The 23,599-nt window shown below is 41.8% G+C and carries 21 protein-coding genes; 12 read left to right on the top strand and 9 right to left on the bottom strand.

Going from position 1 to position 23,599, the window contains the following annotated elements; all coding sequences use genetic code 11:
- Positions 1–21: 21 nt before the first annotated feature.
- Positions 22–237, bottom strand: a complete 216-nt coding sequence (locus tag MTF66_RS02225; RefSeq protein ID WP_248526211.1) for a hypothetical protein — start codon at positions 235–237, stop codon at positions 22–24.
- A gap of 492 nt (positions 238–729) precedes the next feature.
- Here MTF66_RS02225 and MTF66_RS02220 point away from each other — a divergent pair, with 492 nt between their 5' ends.
- The 3 genes from MTF66_RS02220 to MTF66_RS02210 are packed head-to-tail and all read left to right on the top strand — an operon-like array spanning position 730 to position 4,430.
- Positions 730–2,562: a DUF3604 domain-containing protein gene (locus MTF66_RS02220; RefSeq protein ID WP_248526210.1), complete on the top strand. Its 1,833-nt coding sequence runs from the start codon at positions 730–732 to the stop codon at positions 2,560–2,562.
- 3 nt (positions 2,563–2,565) lie between these two features.
- On the top strand, positions 2,566–3,444 hold the full coding sequence (locus tag MTF66_RS02215) for a peptidyl-prolyl cis-trans isomerase (RefSeq protein WP_248526209.1): 879 nt from the start codon (positions 2,566–2,568) through the stop codon (positions 3,442–3,444).
- Positions 3,441–4,430 (top strand): HupE/UreJ family protein, encoded by a 990-nt coding sequence (locus tag MTF66_RS02210; protein WP_248526208.1) that lies wholly within the window; start codon positions 3,441–3,443, stop codon positions 4,428–4,430. Before MTF66_RS02215 ends, MTF66_RS02210 begins: the two co-directional genes overlap by 4 nt.
- A gap of 401 nt (positions 4,431–4,831) precedes the next feature.
- Here the strand turns inward: MTF66_RS02210 and MTF66_RS02205 are convergent, their stop codons facing one another.
- Positions 4,832–6,040: a beta-propeller fold lactonase family protein gene (locus MTF66_RS02205; RefSeq protein ID WP_248526207.1), complete on the bottom strand. Its 1,209-nt coding sequence runs from the start codon at positions 6,038–6,040 to the stop codon at positions 4,832–4,834.
- A gap of 515 nt (positions 6,041–6,555) precedes the next feature.
- On the opposite strand from MTF66_RS02205, the gene MTF66_RS02200 reads away from it, so the two are divergent.
- Positions 6,556–7,032 carry a hypothetical protein gene (locus tag MTF66_RS02200; protein WP_248526206.1) on the top strand — a complete coding sequence of 159 codons (477 nt, stop codon included), beginning with the start codon at positions 6,556–6,558 and terminating at the stop codon, positions 7,030–7,032.
- Here the strand turns inward: MTF66_RS02200 and MTF66_RS02195 are convergent.
- A complete protein-coding gene (locus tag MTF66_RS02195) occupies positions 7,029–8,234 on the bottom strand; it encodes an anhydro-N-acetylmuramic acid kinase (protein ID WP_248526205.1) in 1,206 nt (401 codons plus the stop codon). The two genes, MTF66_RS02200 and MTF66_RS02195, sit on opposite strands and share 4 nt — an antisense overlap.
- Before the next feature lie 259 nt (positions 8,235–8,493).
- Here MTF66_RS02195 and MTF66_RS02190 point away from each other — a divergent pair, with 259 nt between their 5' ends.
- Positions 8,494–11,229 (top strand): TonB-dependent receptor domain-containing protein, encoded by a 2,736-nt coding sequence (locus MTF66_RS02190; protein ID WP_248526204.1) that lies wholly within the window; start codon positions 8,494–8,496, stop codon positions 11,227–11,229.
- Between the two features lie 143 nt (positions 11,230–11,372).
- Entirely contained in the window at positions 11,373–11,606 is a 234-nt protein-coding gene (locus MTF66_RS02185) for a helix-hairpin-helix domain-containing protein (RefSeq protein WP_248526203.1), read from the top strand.
- Here the strand turns inward: MTF66_RS02185 and MTF66_RS02180 are convergent.
- Both MTF66_RS02180 and MTF66_RS02175 read right to left on the bottom strand, forming a co-directional pair.
- Positions 11,603–12,445, bottom strand: a complete 843-nt coding sequence (locus tag MTF66_RS02180) for an SMP-30/gluconolactonase/LRE family protein (RefSeq protein WP_248526202.1) — start codon at positions 12,443–12,445, stop codon at positions 11,603–11,605. The genes MTF66_RS02185 and MTF66_RS02180 overlap by 4 nt on opposite strands.
- Positions 12,446–12,456: 11 nt before the next feature.
- Positions 12,457–12,864: a hypothetical protein gene (locus tag MTF66_RS02175; protein WP_248526201.1), complete on the bottom strand. Its 408-nt coding sequence runs from the start codon at positions 12,862–12,864 to the stop codon at positions 12,457–12,459.
- A gap of 185 nt (positions 12,865–13,049) precedes the next feature.
- On the opposite strand from MTF66_RS02175, the gene MTF66_RS02170 reads away from it, so the two are divergent.
- The 3 genes from MTF66_RS02170 (at position 13,050) to MTF66_RS02160 (ending at position 14,799) form a co-directional block, all read left to right on the top strand.
- Positions 13,050–13,553 carry a GNAT family N-acetyltransferase gene (locus tag MTF66_RS02170; RefSeq protein WP_248526200.1) on the top strand — a complete coding sequence of 168 codons (504 nt, stop codon included), beginning with the start codon at positions 13,050–13,052 and terminating at the stop codon, positions 13,551–13,553.
- 9 nt (positions 13,554–13,562) lie between these two features.
- Positions 13,563–13,979 carry a hypothetical protein gene (locus tag MTF66_RS02165; protein ID WP_248526199.1) on the top strand — a complete coding sequence of 139 codons (417 nt, stop codon included), beginning with the start codon at positions 13,563–13,565 and terminating at the stop codon, positions 13,977–13,979.
- Positions 13,980–14,103: 124 nt separating this feature from the next.
- Positions 14,104–14,799, top strand: a complete 696-nt coding sequence (locus MTF66_RS02160) for a class I SAM-dependent methyltransferase (protein ID WP_248526198.1) — start codon at positions 14,104–14,106, stop codon at positions 14,797–14,799.
- 1 nt (position 14,800) lies between these two features.
- On the opposite strand, the gene MTF66_RS02155 is transcribed toward MTF66_RS02160, so the two are convergent.
- From MTF66_RS02155 to MTF66_RS02145, 3 genes are all read right to left on the bottom strand, one after another.
- On the bottom strand, positions 14,801–15,703 hold the full coding sequence (locus MTF66_RS02155; RefSeq protein WP_248526486.1) for a diguanylate cyclase: 903 nt from the start codon (positions 15,701–15,703) through the stop codon (positions 14,801–14,803).
- A 95-nt stretch (positions 15,704–15,798) separates the two neighbouring features.
- Positions 15,799–16,467 carry a response regulator transcription factor gene (locus MTF66_RS02150; protein WP_248526197.1) on the bottom strand — a complete coding sequence of 223 codons (669 nt, stop codon included), beginning with the start codon at positions 16,465–16,467 and terminating at the stop codon, positions 15,799–15,801.
- A complete protein-coding gene (locus tag MTF66_RS02145) occupies positions 16,460–17,764 on the bottom strand; it encodes a DUF4118 domain-containing protein (RefSeq protein WP_248526196.1) in 1,305 nt (434 codons plus the stop codon). Before MTF66_RS02145 ends, MTF66_RS02150 begins: the two co-directional genes overlap by 8 nt.
- A gap of 177 nt (positions 17,765–17,941) precedes the next feature.
- Here MTF66_RS02145 and MTF66_RS02140 point away from each other — a divergent pair, with 177 nt between their 5' ends.
- Together MTF66_RS02140 and MTF66_RS02135 are read left to right on the top strand one after the other, a co-directional pair.
- Entirely contained in the window at positions 17,942–18,601 is a 660-nt protein-coding gene (locus tag MTF66_RS02140; RefSeq protein ID WP_058584474.1) for a TrkA family potassium uptake protein, read from the top strand.
- Positions 18,598–19,965: a TrkH family potassium uptake protein gene (locus tag MTF66_RS02135; protein WP_248526195.1), complete on the top strand. Its 1,368-nt coding sequence runs from the start codon at positions 18,598–18,600 to the stop codon at positions 19,963–19,965. Before MTF66_RS02140 ends, MTF66_RS02135 begins: the two co-directional genes overlap by 4 nt.
- A 54-nt stretch (positions 19,966–20,019) precedes the next feature.
- On the opposite strand, the gene MTF66_RS02130 is transcribed toward MTF66_RS02135, so the two are convergent.
- The gene (locus tag MTF66_RS02130; RefSeq protein ID WP_248526194.1) at positions 20,020–21,951 is read right to left on the bottom strand and encodes an ATP-dependent DNA helicase RecQ; all 1,932 of its coding nucleotides are present in this window, start codon (positions 21,949–21,951) and stop codon (positions 20,020–20,022) included.
- A 259-nt stretch (positions 21,952–22,210) separates the two neighbouring features.
- Here MTF66_RS02130 and MTF66_RS02125 point away from each other — a divergent pair, with 259 nt between their 5' ends.
- Complete coding sequence (locus tag MTF66_RS02125; RefSeq protein WP_248526193.1) at positions 22,211–23,515, top strand: NAD(P)/FAD-dependent oxidoreductase; 1,305 nt, start codon at positions 22,211–22,213, stop codon at positions 23,513–23,515.
- The last annotated feature ends 84 nt before the right edge of the window (positions 23,516–23,599 follow it).

The following is a 23,599-nucleotide window of genomic DNA, read 5'->3' as shown; positions in this document are numbered from 1 at the left end:
GCCTGAAGCAATACAATCAGGCTATAACTTAACTAAATCACTCTTATAAATACGGTAGCGTAAAGTGGTTTTCTTGCTGGGGCAGCAACGAGGATCACTTTCATCATCAGAGACTAACTCTGGGAAGTGGTCTTTATATTGGTTTTGAATAAACTCATCTACCAGCTGCTTAGTTTGCAGCTCGGTGGCATTTCCTGTTAGAGATATAAAAATTGTTATTAAGCTAAACTTTTTCAATATACCTAGTTGCTGTTGGCGCGGCAGTGCTGGATACAGTTTATATATTGATGACAGTAAACCTGTTTACGTAATAAACTTCTTTAACGAGCACCACTATATTGTTAAATCTGATCAAGCTTACCTTCAGGCGAGGTCACGCTTACCCTTGAATATACCCAACAAGGAAAAGCGCCTAACGGTGGCCAAGATCTTGGCTCAACTGTTACACGAAGCTACTACGATAAAGCGCCATTCGCTTTTACTGGTCAATTACATAAGATTAAATATGAACTGAAATAACAGTTTACTCTGCCCCCCTGTTAACAGGGGGTCAGAGTATTAACTATTTTTAGATTTCTGCTAAATAGTTAGAGACTATCATTTGGGTATATGGTTACTACTAACTCTCTCATTTTATTTTTCTGTCGATATGTTGCGTTAACCTCTTAATGATATTAACTTTAATAAGTATTGGATGTATTTTGCTCACTCGTCAAAAGGATTCTCGTTATGACTACCTCTTTACGCTCATTAATATGCCTGCTTATGTTGCCTGCAATTTATTGTATTAGCAGTGCGGCAGCAGCTAATTCTTGGGAAGAAGCTGAAGCCAAAGTAAAGAAAAATCCATTAAAAGACGCTTACTTTGGCGAAACACATGTTCATACCGGCGTCTCAATGGATGCATTTATTGCAGGGAACAGGTTAACACCTGAGGACGCATACCGATTTGCCAAAGGCGAAAAAATGATGGTCAACGGCAGTATGCACAAAATTAAACGACCACTAGACTTTGTTGCTGTAACTGACCATTCTGAATTCATGGGTGAAGCATACAGTTTAATGAATGAAGGTGCGCCGGGTTATGACCATGAAATTGCCAAAGCATTTAGGGAAGCTAAGGATTTAACCACTGCTCTCAAACTTTACAATCAATATGTACTTACTCCTCTAGCTGGAGGCGGGAGTCCCCACCCTGACTTTTATCAAGGTACAGAGGCGGTTAAGTCAACATGGCAAAAAAATATTGAGGCCACAGAAGCGCATTACGAGCCAGGTAAATTCACCACCATTCATGCTTATGAATGGACATCTGCTCCAGGCGGGGCAAACCAACATCGCAACATTTTATTCCGAGACACTAACCTTCCCGATGTGCCATTTTCTTCTAACGAGGGCAGTAGACCTGAGCAACTGTGGGCGTGGATGAAATCACAACGTGAGGAAGGTCGAAAGGTGTTTGCGATTCCGCATAACTCGAATGAGAGTAAAGGCTTATTGTTCGCTGAAGCATCTTTATCAGGCAAGCCCGTTGATAAAGACTATGCACAAACAAGAGCCAGTATGGAACCGCTCATTGAAATGATGCAAGTAAAGGGTAACTCTGAAGTTATTCCTAACTTTTGGCCTAACGATGAATTTGCTGATTTTGAAAATGCAGTCACCATTCAGAAATTTAATGGTCGTGCTTTTATCAAAGAAAACTACGTTCGTTATGGCTTGGGCCGAGGTATTAAATACCAAGAGCAATTAGGCGTAAACCCGTTTAAATATGGCTTTGTCGGTGGCACAGATAGCCACAACGGTACACCAAGTAATGTTGAGGAAGATAACTACAGAGTAGGTAGTCATGGTCTTGCAGACCAAAAGGCTGAAGGCCGTTCCAAGAATGAACTTGATGGTGAAATGCTGATTGCAGACGCAAACCCTGGCGCACTCGCTGCGGTGTGGGCTCAGTCCAACACTCGCTCTGCCATTTGGGATTCAATGCTTGCCAAAGAAACTTACGCCACCAGTGGCCCACGTATGAAAGTTCGTTTCTTTGCCGGTCAGGGGTTCGATAAAAGCTACTCTAGTTATGAAAAGTTAGTAGAAGACGGGTACGCAAAGGGCGTTCCAATGGGTGGGAACTATAAAGGTACAAAAGCGCCACAGTTTCTGGTTTGGGCTGTAAAAGACCCTATAGGTCCTAACTTAGACCGTATTCAGATTATTAAAGGTTGGTATGAAAATGGTGAAATGAAAGACACTATCTATAACGTTGTAGCCTCCGGCAACCGTCTTAAAGATGACGGTTCTGTTGAGCCTGTTAATGCACCAATTAACCTCAAGACGGGTGAATTCAACAAGCAAAAGGGTAGCCCTGAACTAAAGGCTGTTTGGACAGATCCTGATTTTGATCCCACGCTGCAAGCTTTTTATTACGTTCGCGTGCTGCAATTACCCACAGCTCGCTGGACTTTGTATGATGAATTAAATGCAGGTGTTACTTACCCGAAAGATGTTAAGCGACAAATTGTTGAGCGGGCATGGGCATCGCCTATCTGGTATGAGGTGCAATAATAGATGTTAAAGCAAGTTGTGAAGGATCCACTGATTCACTTTATTGCCATTGGTGCTGTTTTGTTTTGGGCTTATTTTAGCTATGTAGAACAAAGCAGTACCGCAATAGATGATGATAACCACATAGTGATTGACCAACAAGAATTGGACCACCTCACGAATTTGTGGACGCTACAATGGAAAAAAGAGCCACAAACGAAAGATTTACAGGCCATAATAGACCACTATTTGCGCCAAGAGGTGTTTTATCGAGAGGCAATGAAGCTCAATTTAGATCATAATGATGCCATCATTCGCAAGCGTTTGGCGCAGAAAATGGAGGCGGTTGCCAACGATTTAAGCACGCTAATGTCTCCTCCCACCGATAAGGCTTTGAGGGACTATTTTCATTCTAATCACAGTCTGTTTATGCTGCCGCCAGCATTGCAGTTTGAGCAGGTATTATTTTTAGAAAGTGAATCAAACCTAGAGACAAAAATAGCACAAGTTCTAAACACGCTTAAGCAGGATAAGTCTATTCCTGCAACCCGCTCCCAAAAGCTTTCGGTTGCCAATAATTGGGAGCTTACCCCAAATAACATCGTCGATAATTCTTTTGGTAAGAGTTTCACCGACGCGCTAAATACCGCACCACTAAACACTTGGTTTGGCCCAGTCGATTCTGGCTATGGTAAGCACCTTGTAAAAGTAACTCATCGTCAAGATGCTACGCTCCCAGATTTTGAGGCAGTCAAGGAATACGTCGCCCGTGAATACGAATACCAATCTGTTTTAAAAGCGCAAGAAAAAATCTATAAAGACTTGTTGAAAAACTATACCGTGACGATAACCGCAGATATACCAGATTTAACTCCGATTGAAGGGTTAGCATATAAACGATGAAGTGGCTAATTAACCTAATTGTGTTGGTGCTACTCGCTTCTAGCGGATATGCCACTGCTCATGAAATACGTCCTGCGTATTTACAAATCCATGAAACTCAACCCACTGTTTACAACATTATGTGGAAGGTCCCGAGTAACGGTAATCGCGTTGTTGATATACAACCACAGTTTGATGAGCAATTTTCCCTCACTTCCCTAGGCCACTACACCGCAATAGAGGGCTTTGTTGTATATCGTTACACCCTGTCCGGAGAGCGATCACTATCTGGCTCAGGCTTATCAATCACTAACTTAAGCAGTACAACTATCGACACACTTGTGACCGTCAAGTTATTGGATGGCAGTTCACATACATTACTGATACAACCGAAACAGAATTTTGTTCAAATCCCTGTTGCTTATTCACCATGGCAAGTAGCTGGCACTTACACCGTGTTAGGCGTCGAACATATTTTATTGGGCATTGACCATCTGTTATTCGTGTTAGCACTATTGCTAATTGTCAGAGGTTTTAAAACTCTTATCAAAACAATCACAGCGTTCACCGCTGCACATTCAATTACTTTAGCAGGCGTTGCGCTAGGTTACTTCAGTTTGCCTTCAGCTCCTGTGGAAGTGCTAATAGCGCTAAGCATTATGCTTGTCTGCGTAGAGGCTATCCGCCAGCGGCGCGGCGTCACCAGTATTGCCACACAATGGCCTTGGTTAATCGCTTTTGCATTTGGTTTGCTACATGGGTTTGGCTTTGCTGGAGCAATTCTCGATATCGGCTTGCCACAAAGCGATGCTCCAATAGCACTACTCTTTTTTAATGTCGGCGTAGAACTTGGGCAAATTGCTTTTGTTGTTGCTTTACTGCTTGTTGGCAAATTGATACATAAAGTAAGACCGCTACCAAAACATGCTGCAACAACGGCAGCATACTTCGTTGGCTCAATTGCGTCTTTTTGGGTGTTTGAGAGGCTGTTTATTACATTTCAATAAATGAGATCTATTAATAATCTCAAATAAAGCGGTAAACTTGCACAAAGCTGCTCGTAATGAATATTAAGGATGAATAGCACGTTACGTTGTTTACTCTTTGAAAGAAATATAGACAGTATTTAAAATGAAAGCTCTGAGTATTCGCACACAAAAAACACACAACCTGAACAATCATTTACTATGAATGAACTGGTTCGAAAGGCTAAACTTCGCTCAAAGCCGCCCTTAGAACATCTACTTTAACTCATCATTGGACAGTTATGAGTTAGAGTCGTGGGCGGTTCTATACCAGCAAGAGTCGTTCGGTTACCTAAGCATCAACTATTCTTACCTTATAAGAGCTGACGCCCTGTAACGCACACTTAAGCGAAACCTAACCAACTGTTCTTGTTCCGTGATGCCTATAGTTTTTTTATTTTAAAGATAAATAATGAATTACCTTTACCAGTAGCCACCAACAGATGTTGATTATCACTAGTAAGAGTAATCGATGATATTTTCATTAATTCGTTATCATGAACACTTAACAGTTTACTCTTAAAGCTAAGTCGCCCATCAACGCCCGCACTAAACAAATACAAGCCGTGTCCCGCCTCTCCAGCAGCATAAATTTTCGAGCCGTCAGCCAATATTGCTAAACTACTGGCGCCTTCTAGGCCTGAACCACCAACGTCAGAATTATTGACTGCCTGCACAAAAGCATATTGTCCAGTTTCTTTCTTTTGAAAAACAACAATCGCGTTGCTACCTGAACAGGCGACATATAAATACTTCCCTTCAGGTGAAACGACGATCTTTTGAGGATTAACAAATTGTTCCACGCCAGCGACGCCATTTTTTATTACTTGTTTTACCAATAACTCCCCCCCGTCTTTTCGATCAAAGATAGTTAATTGATGGTTATCAAAACCCAGCACATATAATTCATCATTCAATGAAGACAAGGCTAAACTAACTGGTTTACCTAAGCTATTTTCAAGTGGTCTCGCGTCTTTTATTGCTCTATTAAAAAGAATCCGACCATCGGATGTAATATCAAAAATCGCTACAGCATTGCTCATATAGCTTGCAACTAAGAGTTGCTTTTCGTTGTGTGTCTTAATTACATCCCAAGCGCCAAGCAGTCCCAGAGTATCTAATTTACCAACGGACACATCACTCTTAAATACTCGTTCATAATGAAGACCGTCACTAATAGTTTTATTAAATCGATAACTGTTTTTATTTTTAGAAAATTGGGTTAAAGCTCCATCATAAAAGCCTGTGACTACTACCTGATCACCTTGCTCCAAATAGGCAACACCTGAAGCCCCTTCTAGTCCATTTATGTTGGTTGAGGAATTTTTAAATATTTGACTGAAAGCTAGGTTAAAATTATTGTCGACATTGAAAATGGCAAAAGCATTATCATCTCCGCTAGACACAAAAACCTTAGAATTATCCATAAGAATTTTTACGCTTCTAGGATTACCTAAGCCATCAACACCGTTATAATCATCCTTTAATATTTGGGTGAGCTGAAGACTTTCTAATCTGCTATTAGCAGCAACATTAAAGTTAACTAGCAGAATAAATATGAAAAATGAAATCAGCTTTTTATTGTTAAACATTATCTCAACACACTCATATAAGCATAGGTTAGATTGCATGATACCTGATAATTTCAGGAAATATTGCTACTGAAACTCCTTCGGATAACTTTTGATAGGAGAAATTACGAGGTTCGAAGTAAGCAAGATCTTTTGTTCTGAATTATTTTGGAGCATTTTCGAGTTACATGACGGCAGAGAGATGGCTGGTTTCAGATTAATCCTAACTGTGCTTTGTATTAACTCTAGGGCTTTATATTTTCATTATGGTTTTTCTGTAGCTTTGAGGCCAATATACATCTGTCATGCTTTATCTGAAAATCCAAAATATCGACATTCTCCTCAGCCCTAAAAGCCTTACCAGACAAAACTTTCAATTCCAATCTTGTCAGAAACCATTCCAGTTTTGGAACAGAAAATGCAACTTTGTTCTGTTTTTGATATAAATAATCCGCAATATGACAAGAGTCATAATTCTGTCATCTAACTGATCAATAATTGACGCTAATTTAATCATCTAACGTAATGAAGAAGTAATGGACAGTGCCTTGGTGCAACTTTCGTTTGCACTCCCATCTAGTGAAGACCCTTTATGTGCTGCGCTTGCGCATACTATGGAATATGAACAATTGCATTTTGCTGCTAATGAGCAAAAGCGTGTTGTATTTTGTTGTGTGCTGCCAGATGATGCCCATGAAGGTGATGTGATCTCTATCAGTGCTACACGCCCTGATGCTCGTGAATCGGCCTATTTTACTGCGCACACGTTAACGCAGCACGATCTAGATCAGCACGTTATTATGCTTACGTTAGAGGATGTTACTCACAGTGGTGAATTTGTATTGCAATTAATGCTACACGGTATGCATGCAACACTTAAAGACAGCGCCCAGTTTGATGTCAGCATTGCAGCAAGCACATCACCAGAGCTGCTAACTGGCGATAAATCTAAAAACAATGGCTTACGCCATTACATCAGTAATCTTGGCGCAAGCTTTTTAGCTTTTTTTTAGTCAGCAAAGCTAATTTTACCCATGGTAATATCGGGGATCCCTTGCTCGGTATTACCAAAGCGTTGCTGCCCACCCGACAAACATTCGTTCGCTAAAATAGCAAATAACACGGCTTCTTTTGCATCTGGGTTTATACCCAAAGAATCGGTGTTATTTATCTCAGAAAGAGCTGGGCAATTAGCCAAAATAGTTTTCATTAATAATGGGTTATGAACCCCACCACCACTGGCGTATACAGCCACATCGGTTAAACCTTCGCTGCATTGGTTAATTGCTTTAGCAATCATTACCCCTGAAAACTGCACTAAGGTTGTCATCACATCAAAGTGCGATAAGCTCTGCGTATTCGAGCGTGCTTGCGCCGCTGCTAAATAGTCTAGATTAAACACTTCTGGCCCTGTGGTTTTTGGAAACCCTAAAGCAAAAAATGCATCATCACAAAGCGCAGCTAGTAAAGCTTCATTTACCGTGCCTTTTGCCGCAATAGCGGCATCTTTATCATATTGAAGTGGAGCAAAATAACGCTGTATGTAGGCATCCATAATGGTATTACCAGGGCCTATATCAGAGCTAAAAACCGCTCGCGCATCTGCAGATTTAGGTAAGTAGGTTAAGTTTGCAATGCCACCCATATTTAGCAAAATGCGGTTTTCACTGGTGCTTGTGAAATACAAGTAGTCACCATATACCGCAAGCGGTGCGCCTTCGCCACCCGCTGCAATATGCTTTTGTCTAAAATCACCTATGGTAGTAATACCTGCAGTCACGGCTAGATGATCGCTGTCACCTATTTGTAGTGTTGCATTGCCATATTCTGCACGCTTGTGTTGATTTTTAGGGCAGTGATAAATGGTTTGCCCGTGGCTGGCAATCACATCAACAAGTTCTTTTGCTATTCCCCAGCTCGCTAACGTATTGGCAACCATTTCACCATGTAATTGGCCAATCCAAGGGTTAAGCAAAGTGACTTCTTCAAGGTCACATTCTCGTTTGGCGAACACTCTTTTTACACGCGTTTTATAATCATCGTCGTAATCAACGGTAGTAAACTTTAATACTTCTACATGAGTGTTCATGCCCTGCCCTGATACTTCGCATAGCGCGATATCAAGGCCATCTAACGAGGTACCACTCATTAGACCAATTATTAATTTTCTTTCTTTTTTTGCGCTTAAATACAGTTTTTCAATATGTTGATGCATAAATAAATCACTTAAAATCAGCTTATTAGATGTAAATAAGCGGGTTAACGAGTTGGAATAGTTTATATTTTAAAATAATAGATTTAAAGAATAATTATTGCAAAGACTTTTAAATTGCTTTAAAACTGTACCGGTGAGCTCCCCAAAAGGAGAACACACAAGCATCATAACAAAAAGTATGACTCATTAAATTAACTAAATGGTCTAGGTCATTCACCAACCTGCGTTGATTTAAATGATAAAACGCAAGGGAATCATCATGAAAGCAAATACATCAACAGGGCATCGCTCGCTATTGCTGCTATCACCTTTAGCTCTCGCTTTAAGTTCAGTAATTAGTTATGCCCACGCAGAAGAAAGTACTGAAGTAAAAAAACCTGAAGTGATCACTGTAACGGGTTCACGTATTCAACGTACCGAGCTGGTCTCAAGTAGCCCAGTGGTGAGCGTTGATGAAGCACAAATTCACCTAGACCGTGCTGTGAACGTTGAAGATATTACCGCAAAACTGCCTCAAGCTGCTGCGGGTGCAAATAGCACTGGTGCCACGGTCGGTGACTCATTTGGATCATCAACGATTGATTTACGCGGTCTTGGCCAAAACCGTACATTGGTACTTATTGACGGTACTCGCGCAGTACCATTTAGTTTTCGTAACTCGGTAGATGTGAACACCATTCCAGCGGGATTAATTAAACGCGTTGATGTATTAACAGGTGGTGCAGCAGCGGTTTACGGCGCCGATGCAGTAGCCGGTGTTGTTAACTTTGTTTTAGACGATGACTTTACTGGCGCTGAGTTCTCAACTAGCTATGAAAGTGCCGACGGCGGTAACGAAAAGCTTAACTTTGAAGCTATTTTTGGTGGTGACATCGCCGATGGCCGCGGCCATGTAACAGGCTACATAGGTTACACCGAACGAAAAGAGTTATTAGCCGGCGAGCGTGACTACGCGCTTGAAAACTCAACGGCAATGATCAACAGCGGTGGTTATTATACTGACGTTGCATCTGGCAACAGCATAGGTATTGCTGACTCAGGAGCTGTAACAAGTGAGCGTCAAACATCTGATTTCACTTCTGATCGTTATTTAACTCAACCGATGGACCGTTTTTCTGCGGGCTTATTATTTGACGTTGATGTAAGCGACAGTGCCATTGCCTATGGCCGCGCAATGTATTCTAAAGTGACCGTAAATGGTGCGGGTGCCAGTGGCCAAACACCGATTTTTGTAAACGAGCAAGTGACCCTCACGCAAGACAATGCGTATATTCCAGATGAACTACGCGACCAACTCATGTTTGATAGCGAAGGCAATGCCCTTGTTAATGTTGAACGTAACCTAGGTTTAGGCGTGCAACACACCGAAGCGGTGCGTGATTCAATGCAATTTCAACTGGGCTTAAAAGGTGATTTAACTGACTACTTACGTTATGACGTATATGGCCAGTATGGCAAAACGGATGAAGTAGCAACAATTTACAACAACGCATACCGTAATGATAACAGCGGTAATAGTCGTTTTGCTGCCCTTTCAAATTCAGTGGATATTTTTGATCCCAACCTTGATTTCAGCGACTTTAGCGATCCGCTGCTTTATACCACTCGCGACCGTACACAAAGTGTGATCTCAGCAACACTATCAGGTGACTCTGGATTCTTATTTGAATTACCAGCCGGTGCTATCGATTTTGCAATCGGTTATGAATACCGTAAAGAAACCGGAAAACAAACTCCAGGTGATGCATTTAGAAACGGCACCAGCTTTGCATCTATCAGCGCATTTGATATGGATGCAAGCTTTAGCTCTGAAGAGTTCTACGCTGAAATTTTAGTGCCTATTTTAGTTGATAAACCTTTTGCTGAAGAGCTTAGCTTTGAAGGTGCCTACCGTATTTCTGATTACTCAAATACCGAAGCAGAAGACACTTACAAACTAGGTATCAACTGGGCAATAAACAGCGACATTCGTATTCGCGCAAACCGCTTAACCGCGTTTAGAGCACCTAACTTAGGTGAGTTTGCCAGCCCAATCACAGCGCTATCGTTATCGTTATTTGACCAAAATAGCGACCAGTTTGTGCCACGACTAGCAGGGCGTTATAACGGCGATCCATGTTTACTGGGCACCGGTGATGCGACTCAATGTGCTGCGTTTGGTGCGCCGCCAGTTGGCACTGAGTTCGATTCAAGTACCGCAGAGTACACCTATGGTGGTAACCCGAACATTAAACCTGAGCAAGCCGAATCAGATACATTAGGCATTGTTTATACACCTAGCTATTTAGAAGGCTTTGATTTATCACTTGATTACTACAGTATTCGTGTAACAGATGCAGTAAGCCAAATTCAACCTGGTGCAGCACTGCAAAGCTGCTATGTTGATGACCCGAATCCAAACAACCCACTGTGTGGTGCGGTACTTCGCGATCCAAACACTGGTTTTATTAGCACAGCCATCGTTAATGACTTTAACTTAGCCGCAATTGAACAAGAAGGTATCGACGTTGCAGCAAATTATGTGATTGATGCACCAGATCAAATGGGTGGTCGTTTTAGATTCTCGTACCAAGGTAACTTTGTTACAGAGCAAACGCGCCAAAACAACAGCACTGTACCGGAAGTAGACTGTAAAGGAACTTATGGCAGCGCCTGTTCAGGTGACTTTGCGAGTATCTTGCAAGCTGACTACAAACACCGCGCAAGCATTGATTGGCAGTTAGACAACATGAACTTCCAACTTGGCTGGCGCAGAATCGGTGAAGTAGAGTATGCTGTAGACCGTTCAGAAACAATCTCAGCACAAAATTACTTAGACTTTGCCGCTGCATGGCAAGTTAATGAGGAACTTGCTGTTAACTTTGGTGTCGATAACTTATTAGACCGTGAACCGCCAACACCTGAAGTAGGCGCAAACCACTTTAACACCGTGAGTGATTATAGTGTGATTGGCCGCTCAGTCGGTGTTTCACTGAGATATGCTCCAAGCTTCTAATTAATCCTACTGTTTTAGCTACACAGGATTGATCCCCTCAAGCGCACCCTGCCCGGTGCGCTTTTTTATTGCCTAAAAATTAGATTTGCTATGCAAAATTAATATGGCAAAGTACCAAAAAAAGGATTTATAAGGAGTAACACATGCCATTTAGCGAGCAAGAGCGCAGCGCTTTATTAGCACTCAAAGGTGTGGGGCCAACGGTAGTAAAACGGTTTGAAGAAATTGGTATTGAATCGTTTAAGGAGTTAGCCGGGTTTGATGCCAACACCATTGCTGAGCGAGTAGCGTCGATGTTGCATTCAAGTTGTTGGCAAAATAGTCCGCAAGCAAAAGCAGCAATCGCCGCCGCGATTGCTCGAGCAAAACAAGGCTAAAGCTCAATGACTTCTATTGCGCCGCGCTTTTGCATGGTGACATACACTTTGCTTTGCGTCTCGTTGAAAGCCAAATTCGTTGGATGCTGGCCTTTTAATTGATAGCTATTTAAGAGCTTGCCCATAGGCGAGACTTCAAGCACTTTCCCAGCGCCGTAACGAGTAATGAACACATGCCCTTGATTATTAACGCGCATACCATCTAAGCCATGATCAGTAAACTTAATAAAAGCTTTCTTATTACTAATATTTAAGTTCTCATCTAAGTCATATTGCCAAACAACTCGCTGCACACTCTCGTTCACATAAAGCTTAGTGTTGTCGTTATTAACCGCCACCCCATTGGTAGTCCCCATGTTTTTTTCGAGTAAATGGGTGCTGCCATCCGCATTGATACGCCACAGCTGACCCGTTTTTTCCGCCCAGTTAGGATCACTTGCAAACAGCGACCCGTTATTAGTGATAGCAATGTCATTGGGCTGATTCATTTTACTATTATGGGCGAACACTTCTGCTTTATTGCTGCCAGCAGGTACTTTTAAAATATTGTGGTTAACATAGTCGGCAATAAACAAATTACCTTGTGGGTCAAACTGCAAGCCATTACCAACGCTGTCATTCGGCAACCGCACAAATAATGATGTTTTACCCATGTTATCAACGCGGCCAATGGTTCCTTGCTGGGCATAGTTTACCGCGTATAATGCACCGTTATACATGGTTGGCCCTTCAACGCCTTGCGTAAAAACGTTATCTTTAACAAAGTCTTGGCTATCAACTGCAAAGGTTAACGGTGAGCTTAAAAGTAATGTAATTGCCAGTGGCTTTAGTAGTTTCATAGGTCTTCCTTTTACTCATTTAAACTCGTGTATACCGCTAAAATTGGGTATTCGTTTTCACCAAAAGATAAAGTCAAAGAACGCTTTTCGCCATCATCTAACTTAATACCTTCGTCAAAACTTTGAGGATGTACACGACGCCCATCGGCAAACAGCGCCATAATATGGTCAGCCTGAAGAATTCGCGACCCAGATGCTTTATTCTCAATCGTCACAACCGCTAAACGGCGACCACTTTCACTGCTCATTAATACACTATGGACAATGCCAAACTGGCTTTGTTTAGGATAACGCTTGGCATCATTCTCAAATGAAAAATCACTGCCAGAGAGCATCACAGGATCCACCGATAGTACATCAGTATTGGCTTGTAGAGAGGTTGCAAAAACCGCTGCAAATAATAGTAAAATACGCTTCATATCAATCCTTTTGATAAGCTTTAACTAGATTCAGCATACACCGTTCCTAAACGACTGCCAATAAAGCGAAGCGGCATAAATCGTTATTAAAGGTGATTAAAAGTAACATTTTCTAGTATCCATTCTCATTTTTTGCTATCAATGACAAAATCATAAATACAACCATTTTAGGTACAGATACAATTGTGATTTCACTTCGCGACTTTCAACAACAAGATGCTGAACAATTAATCTCAATTTTAAATGACACAAGCGTCACTCAGTTTCTTTCAAGTAGAATTCCGAGTCCATATACCGAAAGCGATGCTAACTGGTGGATCACTGAAGGCAGTAAGGGCGAGCTTATAAAAGCAATCACGTTAGATGATCAATTGATTGGTTGCGTGAGCGTGCTCCAAGGCGAGTTTGAATTTAATCGCTCAGCCGAGTTAGGTTACTGGTTGGCAAAAGAGTATTGGCAACAAGGGATCACTGCAAAGGCAGCGACTATGCTACTCGAAACCGTATTTACTAAAACAAATATCGTCAGAGTGTTTGCGTATGTGTGTGAGGATAACCCCGCCTCAATGAAGTTATTACAAAAGCTAGGTTTCGAGCAAGATGCCATTTTAAAAAGCGCGATGTTCAAGCAACAGCAATTCTTTAATGCGCATCTTTTTTCATTAATAAAACCTAACAACAAAAGCTAAAGGACGAGTATGAGTAAAGCGTTAAAAATACTTTGGCATAGCGGTGCTGCTATTTTTTGGGGGTTTAGCGCCCTAGCGTTACTTATTTGGGGTATTTCAGCTATCACACCAAATTGGTGTGGTGATGAGCAATATGAAGTGTTCTTATCACCAGATAAAGACAAACAAGCCGTGGTTTCAGTCATAAATTGTGGTGCCACAACAAACTTTGAAACACTGATATCTATTAGTCGCGTAGCACAACCAAGCGAGCAAACTATCTTGCTGTCACTAGATGGGCACCCAAGTAACACCAGCTACAAAGTTACCTGGACATCGAATAATGATATTGAGCTTACTGATTTTGAATTTGCAAAGTTATTATCGTTTCATAGTCGAAACACAGTTGGCGATATAGCTCAGCCTCACATTCACCCAAAAAATTAAGCAAATTAGTCTGCTTGAATCAACATAGCATATGAGTTTTCCATTAAGTAACTTTTAAAGTTTCTTTAAATAAAGTAAGCTAACCACTTCTGTAACACTTAAAGTTACCTATTGGATTTTTACTATGCAACAACACGAAGTCACCGCCTTATTTGATCAACAAGCTGCTAATTACGATTCACAATGGCAAAACATGGCACCCATTAGCCAGGCCTTGTATTTTATGATGTTGCCTTTATTCAGCAAACTGCCAAGCAATGCGCATATTCTCTGCGTTGGAGCGGGTACCGGAAATGAAATTTTGCATTTAGCACAGGCATTCCCCGCATTTCGCTTCACTGCTGTTGAACCCTCGACTGAAATGATCAAAGTATGCAAACACAATTTAACGCAAGCAGGGTTTGCACATCGCTGCCAGTTTCATAATGGCTACGTAGATTCACTCAAAAACTTGATGCCCTTTGATGCGGCAACAGCCGTGTTAGTATCGCAGTTTATAATTGAAGAACCTAAACGAGTGGCATTTTTTGCAGATATTCACAAACGTTTAAAACCAGGCGGTTTACTTGTCAGCGCAGACTTAAGTGCCAATCAAAGTGCCAGCACTTACCCAGAGCAGCTTAATCACTGGTTAAGTGTTATGTCATCAGCCGCAGTCAACCTTGAACAAATTGAAAGAGTAAAACAGGCTTATGAAAATGACGTTGCTTTAAAAGAGACTCAAGTCATTGAAAACATTATTGCCAAGTCAGGCTTTACGGGCGTTTACCCGTTTTATCAAGCAGGCCTAATAAAAGCATTCACCGGTGTTAAAGCGTAATTTAAGCTGCACACACTCGATTGCGGCCTGACTTTTTAGCCTGATACATGGCTTGGTCGGCCCTTTCGATTGCCGCCTCGATATCGTCATCGGCATTTATTAACGAAACACCAAATGAGCCTGTAACACTAATGTCTTTACCTTTGCCAATTTCAATTTTTAAAGCTTCAACGCCTGCTCTTAATCGCTCAGAAAATGATTTGGCACCTTCAAGCTCTGTTTGTGGTAAACAGACTAAAAATTCTTCGCCGCCATAGCGATATAGTTGGTCGTACTTCCTTAAGTGAGATTTAATGCATTTAACAAGGGCTATTAATACCTTATCACCTGCAGCATGACCAAACTCATCGTTCACTTGCTTAAAGTGATCAAGGTCGATCATTATCAGCGCGCAGCTCAGCGATTTACGTTTGCACAGCTCATGCTCTTTTTGCAGGTTTTCTACTAAGTTTGTTCGGTTCGATGCCCCCGTCAAAGGATCTCTTGTGTGAAGCAGCTCAGAGAATTCATCGATAAGAGTTTCAAAAAATTCATGCAAGCTATCTAAATCGGCATGAAACTGGTCCAATAAATTAGCCGGAATAACAGACTTAGACTCTTTTAACGATAAAAGGACTTTGGCACCTTGATGCATTTTTTGATGCGCACAAGCGATTTCAGAAAAGTAAGGGTGAAGATTTATGCTCTGCTCGGGTAGCTTATTAAACCATTGCCCGAAACGACAAAGGTTATGAGCATTATCTGCTAAGTCTTGTTCATCTGCAGGTATGTCTGCAATTAAGCACCTTAATAAATTTCTATACCATGACTGGTGCCACTCAATGGCTTGCTCGATTTCTGCAATAACGTCTTCAAGCTGGGTATTAGACAGGGAATTAATGCCGTGTCCGGTATTTTGATGCATAGCCAATGAAAAGACTTCCGCTTTATTATTTTATTTCCTAAAACAGTACCTAAGGTAAGTTACAAACTCAACCTAAAGCGTTAGAAAGAGATGGCTTAATCTACTAATCGGTAACCTACAGCGGGCTCGGTTAAGATATGTTTAGGGCTTGCCGCATTTTGTTCAAGCTTTTGCCTCAACTGACCGATATGTACACGCACGTATTCAGGGCGATTAATATACTGCTCGCCCCACACTTCAGATAATATAGCGTTATGCGTTAACACCTTATCTTTTTGCTGAAATAATAACAGTAAAATAGCGTACTCTTTTTTAGTTAGTTTAACTTCTTCAGCGCCTTTACGGACCACGTGCTTATGTGGGTCTATGTGAATATCACCACATTGCAAGGTCAGGCTTGGTGTTGTTTGCATACGCAGTAGCACCCGAATACGTGCTAATAATTCGTTTGCGCTAAATGGTTTGGTTAGGTAATCGTTGGCGCCGTTATCAAGCGCGGTGACTTTTTCTGTTTCGCCATCCCGTGCAGAAAGTACTAATACAGGGAGCAGACTCCACTGCCTAAACTCCACCAGCCAATCTTGCCCATCCATATCGAGCAAGCCTAAATCAAGCAGCACTAAATCAAACTGCTGCTGGCTTAAAAGTGCAAACGCATCAAGCCCTTTGGCGCACACACTAACTTCATGATCACTGGCTTTTAATAGTGTTTTTAAAAAACTTTGCAGAGGCGGTGAGTCCTCTAAAACCAAAATATTAGCCACGGCTGTTACTCCAAATTAATTTAGCTGTTGCCTGCTTTGTCTGCTCATTGAGGGTTAATTCGAAGCGCCCTTGATGACATTTAGCAACCACATCGCAGATCACACTCCCTAAGCCAACGCCTTCATCTTGACTCGTCTCATGCTTATTCGCAAAAGGATTGCTTAACACTATTTGGTATTCATTGTGTGTTTCAATAAATTGCATGTTCGCAGAACCATCTCCGTAGCGAGCTGCGTTCTCGAGCATATTAGCAAAGGCAATTTCCAGAAGGGTTTCATCGCCAAAGCAGATGCTTTGTTGCTGAGCATCAACGTGAAGTTTAAAGTTCTGTAATTGCTGCTGACGACGAGATTTTGCCTCGCTAATTAAGGTCAAAATGGGCAATTTTTGCCATTTTATATTCTCAGCTAACTTATTAACTTTACTGAGCTCCATGACTTTATCAAAGTGCTGGTTAAGTATTTTACTTTGCTCATAAATGTTAGCTGCTTGCTCTTTGATAACCTCAGAGCTTAGTTGGATATCATCATCAGCCAACATGCTTGATGCGCCCATAATGGTCGCTAATGGCGTACGTAAGTCATGAGATAAACTGCGCAATAAGGTGTTTTTTGACCTCTCTAGCTCCGCCTGTACTTTTATCGCCGCTGATTGCTCGCGTAGTAAGGTTTTTTCTTGAACCTGATACAACAAAGAGCATGCTGTATTCGCTAAAGCCTGTTGCTCTGCATTAAGTGCTTTGGCAAAAGCAATACCACCAAATTCCGCTTGTTGTTCATTTAAATAAATAAACTGCTTAGAGGCTACTAGCTGCCAATCACACGCAACCTTTAAATGCGCGGCCATGGTTGTTAAAAACAGCTGCTTTTGCTCCTCAAGGCTATCGAGATCATTAAGCTTTTTTGCTAACTCATACAATAAGCGACTATTACTTGCATGGGCTTGCACATCGCGAACCTTGGTATTGAGCTCTCCGGCTAAGTGGCTTATCACTAAACCCACAATCAACATCACCAAAAAAGTGACCACATATTCAATATTTTCGATATGAAAAGTAAAATACGGCACCACATAAAACCAATCCGTGCAGGCAACACTCACTAAGGTGGTAAGCGCTGCAACACGACGATTACTGCGCACCGCAACCCATGTCACCCACAGCAGCTGTAGCATCACAATATCGGTGGTTGTAAACAGTTCTCGAAACGGAAATATCGCGAGCACCACCACAAGTGGCATCAACACACTTAAAAATGCGGCTTTTAAATACTGTATTTTGAATACTGACTGCATCATATTTTCACTTATTGTTTGTCCCTATTAGATTAAAGGGTTTTCAATTTTGTCACTATAAAGTTTTTATAAAGTTTTTTTATCTCGGCATAAAATCTTTATAAAGCTTTCAAGCTCTCTAAAGACTTCTGTTTTTTTGCCATTAGCATTTAGCGCGTACCCACAATAGCGAGAAAGACAATGGCTCAGTTTGCAGTAATCGGATTAGGACGTTTTGGCGTAACCGCTTGTTTAGAACTTTCAAAACAAGGTCATACAGTGTGTGCTGCCGATATTAGCGAAAGCACCGTTAATCACTATGCCGACCAACTCAGTTTTACCGTGATGGTTGATGCCAGTGATGAAACACAATTAGCACGGCTCGATTTACCCAGTTGCCAAGCCGTATTGGTGGCCATTGGCGAGAATATTGAAGCCAGTATTTTATGTGTATTGCATTTAAAAAACTTAGGCGTAAAGCAAATTTGGGTAAAGGCCTGTACCAAAAGCCACCATCAAATACTAAGTAAACTTGGCGTTGACCGCATCATTCACCCTGAAGAAGAAATGGGCGTGAGGGTTGCGCAAGCGCTTAACTACCCAATGGTTAATCAATATTTCCCGCTTAACCAATCCACGTTTATTGTTGAATTAGGCATTGATCTACAGCTTTCTGGTCGCAAAATTGGCTGGCTCCTCAAAGAGCGTAATAGCGATATTAAACCACTCACACTACGACGTGATGATTACTTCAATACTGAGTTGACTAACGACACCGAACTGCGTCACGGCGATAGTCTGGTGCTACTGGGCTCTAAAACTTACTTAACTAAATTAGCAAAACGGTTTCGTGCATTATGATTAACTGGCAAGCCAATGTTTATCCTAAACAGTTTAGCGGTGTAAAGTGTCGTAAACGGCAAAAAATAAACCCACCTTTATTGCTCACTATCGGCTTTATTGTGTTAATTATGCTCGGCACGGGCTTGCTTATGCTACCAATGGCAAGCACCCAACCGATCAGCTGGCTCGATGCATTATTTACGGCAACCTCTGCGGTTACAGTAACAGGGCTGGTGGTCATCGACACAGGTACTGATCTGACTGTATTTGGTCAAAGCGTGGTCATGCTGCTGATTCAAATCGGTGGCATTGGCTTTATGACCGTGGCGGTGATTTCAATATTAAGTTTAGGAAAAACTCTAGGCTTACAGCAACGCTTATTAGCCAGCCGCGCTTTCGACACCAACGATTTAACCTCAGTGATCAAGGTTGCTAAGTATGTTTTAGTGTATTCATTAGTGATTGAGTCGGTGGCATTTTGCTTACTCTTTATTAGTTGGTTCAATGACTATGGCGCACTAAAAAGCGCCTATCACAGTCTGTTTTATACGATTTCGGCGTTCAATAATGCGGGCTTTGCGTTAAGCGGCGATAGCTTATCGGCATTCAAAGGCGATATAACCGTAAACGTAGTGATCACAGGCTTATTTATCATCGGCGGCTTAGGGTTTACCGTACTGATTGATATCTACAAACAAAAGCGCTGGTCGTTACTATCAACCAACACCCGCCTGGTGTTAATTGCCACCTTAATGCTCAACTGCATCGCATTTATATTGATTTTTTTCTTTGAACACGCCAATCCGGCGACATTAGCGCCGCTATCAACGTCTGAGCAAATATTAACGGCTTGGTTTCAAGCGGTGACACCTCGTACTGCAGGATTTAACACCTTGCCAATTGAAAACTTGAGTCAAGATTCAACGCTTTTGACTATGCTGCTGATGGTGATTGGCGGAGGTTCAGTTAGTACGGCGAGCGGCATAAAACTAGGCACCTTTGTGATCCTAATTTTAGCGATGCGCAGCTATTTAAAACAGCAAACCACGGTCACCGTGTTTAACCGTCAGCTGAGCGACAAGTTGGTGATCAAGGCACTAAGCGTCATGATATTGTACTTATTTATCGCTTTTACCAGCATTATGATCATCACCAAGCTTGAACAAGGGTCATTACTTGATATCACCTTTGAGGCAATTTCGGCACTCAGTACCGTGGGTCTTTCCCGGGGTATAACTGGGGATTTAAGTGCGCCTAGTCAGCTCATTATCATACTATTGATGTTGATAGGTCGGGTTGGGCCATTAACGTTTGCTTATTGTTTTGCTCGCCAGCACAGCCAACCTTTGACATACCCTACTACCAGTATTCAAATTGGCTAAGTGTTCAGTTTTGGCACTTTTTAATAGCAAAACTGTACACCTAAAGCCCTGCTACTACTGCTGTAGCAAGGCTTTAATGTCACTGTATCGTTGTTGCTCGCAAAGGCCAAAACCTGATAGCTGTCTGACTTTGTTGCGGGTAAATAAAGGCACGCTCATGCCCGCTAAAAAGCGGCACTGGGTGTCGATGCTGACATCACTAATCCCTTTAGCGGCTAAGTGCTGTTTTAGCTCAGTAACTTTGCTGGCAATCACATTTTGCTCGGGCATTTGATGCACTAATGAGTAACTAAGTTTTACCTGCTGGCCTCTACACACTGAACAATGGCCACATTGCTGGGGTGCATTCTGGTCATCAAAATAGCGAGCTAAGTTATAACTTAAGCAGCTATCAAGCTCAAAAAAGCGTACTAAAGTGGCGATACGTTTAATTTCAGCCTGCTCTTTTTCGATAAAATATTGGTGCAGTTGCTGTGCTAAATCAGCGTGATTTATTACCGAGTTATTCACCTCATACACTTGCGTAATACGTTTAGTTTCAAGGGCTATGTGGCCCTTTTCAGCCAAATAATCGAGCGCTGCAACCACGCGTTTTCTATCTACCTGAGTAGCACTGGTTAGTGCATCAAAATTAAGTGTGCCCCAAATTTTCTTAAACTCAGTATGTTTAAATACCTGTTGTAAAAACGCTTGTCGGTCAGCATCAAACTGGCTAAGTAGCTCATTTTGATCCGTTAAAAACTTATATTTAAAATCGGCGTAATAGGCATATAAAGGCGTAATAGCCCCTTGCATCTCTAACTGTACTAATAAGGTTTTCAACGCTAAAGCACGAATATTACTTTCGCTCGATAAGCTGTACTCTTGCATTTCCCACTGGTTGTTCGTTTGCTCGTTGCGAATGTTATTAATGACATAGTCAATCCCACTTTGCTCGGGAGTGTCGGCATAAACAAAGTTCTCAACGGTATTTAAGCCATCTAAGTTTGCTAGGGTAAAACAGTTTGACGGCGCACCATCTCGCCCTGCACGGCCAATCTCTTGGCTATAGTTTTCAATCGATTTTGGCAAATCATAGTGGATCACAAAACGAATATCAGACTTATCAACACCCATCCCAAAAGCAATGGTTGCCACGACGATATTAATTTTACCCGCCATAAAATCATCTTGGATTTGCCAGCGTTTATCATCCTCAAGGCCTGCATGATAAGCCACCGCATTAAAGCCGGCTCTTGCCAAACCTTCGGCTACTTGCTCAGCGGTATGTTGTAAGGTGACATAGACAATCCCAGCACCTTGTTGGCTGGCTATGATACTTGCTAATTGCTGAGGTTTTTCTTGGCTTGCAACACTAAGCACTGATAAATCGAGATTGCTTCGGTAAAAGCCAGTTTGCACCACACATTCTGGGGCAATAGCAAAACGCTCACACATATCGCGCTTTACTTTTTTAGTCGCTGTAGCAGTGAGAAGTAATACCAATGGAATATTAAGCTCTTCACGATAGCGCGGCAGTTTTAGGTAATCAGGTCTAAAGTTGTGACCCCATTCAGATATACAGTGTGCTTCATCAACCACCAGCATCGAAATAGGCACTTGTTTAATAAATTCACGAAAGCGCTCATTCTTAAAACGCTCAACTGAGACCATTAAAATTTTCACCTTCCCTGCTCGCACATCACTCATTACCGTATGACTTTGCTCACTGGTTTGGCTTGAATCAAGGCTTGCCGCGTAAATACCTTTGCTATTTAAAAAGCTGATTTGATCTTTCATCAGTGCCAATAATGGCGATACCACTAAGGTCAAATTAGGTAGGTGCATTGCAGTTAATTGATAGCACAAAGATTTACCCGAGCCAGTTGGAAAAATTGCCAACGACGATTGCTGATTTAATAACTGCTCAATGGTTTGTTGCTGACCTTGGCGAAACTCATTAAAGCCAAAGTATTGATTCAACGAAGTGTGTAGTGGTGTAGTCATCCTGATCCCTCACTTTCATTTCCCTTTTCAGGTAATGATAGGTCTCTTACTGCGAATTAGCCATGTTAACCTGTTTAACTCAATCCCCCAAGGCTATTGATATAACTAAGCGCACTATATTGTTCTTATCGGGTACTGACAAAACCAGTAAAAAGGCGCACAATGGGCGCGTTGCCATGGGGTATTGATGGATGGACTTACAATACCTAAGCGCTTTTTCTCAAGAGTGTTTAGGTATTATACTTTTGAGGGCAACGTAATGATTAACCAACCTCCTAAAATCGTGATAATCGGTGGTGGCGCTGGTGGCTTAGAGCTAGCAACACAATTAGGACATAAACTCGGGAAAAAACGCCAAGCAGAGATACTTTTAATCGATAAAAACCGCAGCCATATTTGGAAGCCGTTACTTCATGAAGTAGCGACGGGGTCGATTGATGCCGATTTAGACGGCGTTGTATACTCAGCTCATGCAGCAAAACACCATTATAATTTTCAACTCGGCAGCTTTTGCCACTTAGATCAAACCAACAAAACCATCACTTTAAGTGAGTTAAAAGACGAACTTGGCCACCGTATTTTACCTGAGCGCCAAGTCAGTTATGACTATCTTGTACTTGCCATTGGCAGTGTTAGTAACGACTTTAATACCCCTGGTGTTAACAAACACTGCTTTTACCTTGATTCCAACCAACAAGCTGAGCGCTTTCAGCATGCTCTACTCGATAACTTCACCCGCTTACATCAAGATGACGACCTTCAGCACTCCTTAACCATTGCCATAGTGGGTGGTGGTGCAACCGGGGTTGAGCTGTCGGCAGAGCTTTATCATGTATCAGATATGCTGAAAATGTATGGCCTGAATAAAATGACCGCTAAACGCTTACACATTGATTTAATTGAAGCTGGGCCGCGGATTTTGCCAGCATTACCAGAGCGCATTGCAAACTCAGCTAAGCGTGAACTGGTTAAATTAGGGGTAACGGTGCGCGAAGGCACGCAAGTAAAAGAGGCCACAGAAAACAGCTTTATCACCAAAAACGATGAACATATCAAAGCCGATATTATGGTTTGGGCTGCGGGTGTAAAAGCCCCTGATTTCATTAAAGACATTGGTATCTTTGAACTTACCCGCAATAACCAAATTAAGGTGAACCAATATCTGCAAAGTAGCGTTAACGACGATATTTTTGTGATTGGTGATTGCTGTGCATTTACTCAAGAAGATGGCACGCAAGTGCCACCCAGAGCGCAATCGGCCCATCAAATGGCGCAATGTGTTGAAAAAAACCTAATAGCTACACTCAAAGAACAGCCACTCAGTGCCTTTACCTACAGTGATCATGGCTCTTTAGTTAACTTGTCACGCTACAGCACTGTAGGCAGTTTAATGGGCAACTTAACCAGCAACAGCTTTTTTATTGAGGGGAAAATAGCGCGATTTATGTATATTTCGCTCTATCGTATGCATCAACGTGCCATCCATGGCAGTGCAAAAACCTTTGCACTGTGGATCAGCGAAAAAGTACTACGCGTTGTTAGACCAAAAATGAAACTGCATTAAGCTACGGCATAAAGCCGACAAATTAGTTGTTTGTCGGCTATTTGTGCACTTTGTCCCCAAGTCATTGACATCAAGCTATAAAGC

Source organism: Pseudoalteromonas sp. 2CM39R (genome assembly GCF_023161845.1).
The sequence above is the reverse complement of the archived record's forward strand: the minus strand, read 5'-3'. Positions and strand labels throughout refer to the sequence as shown.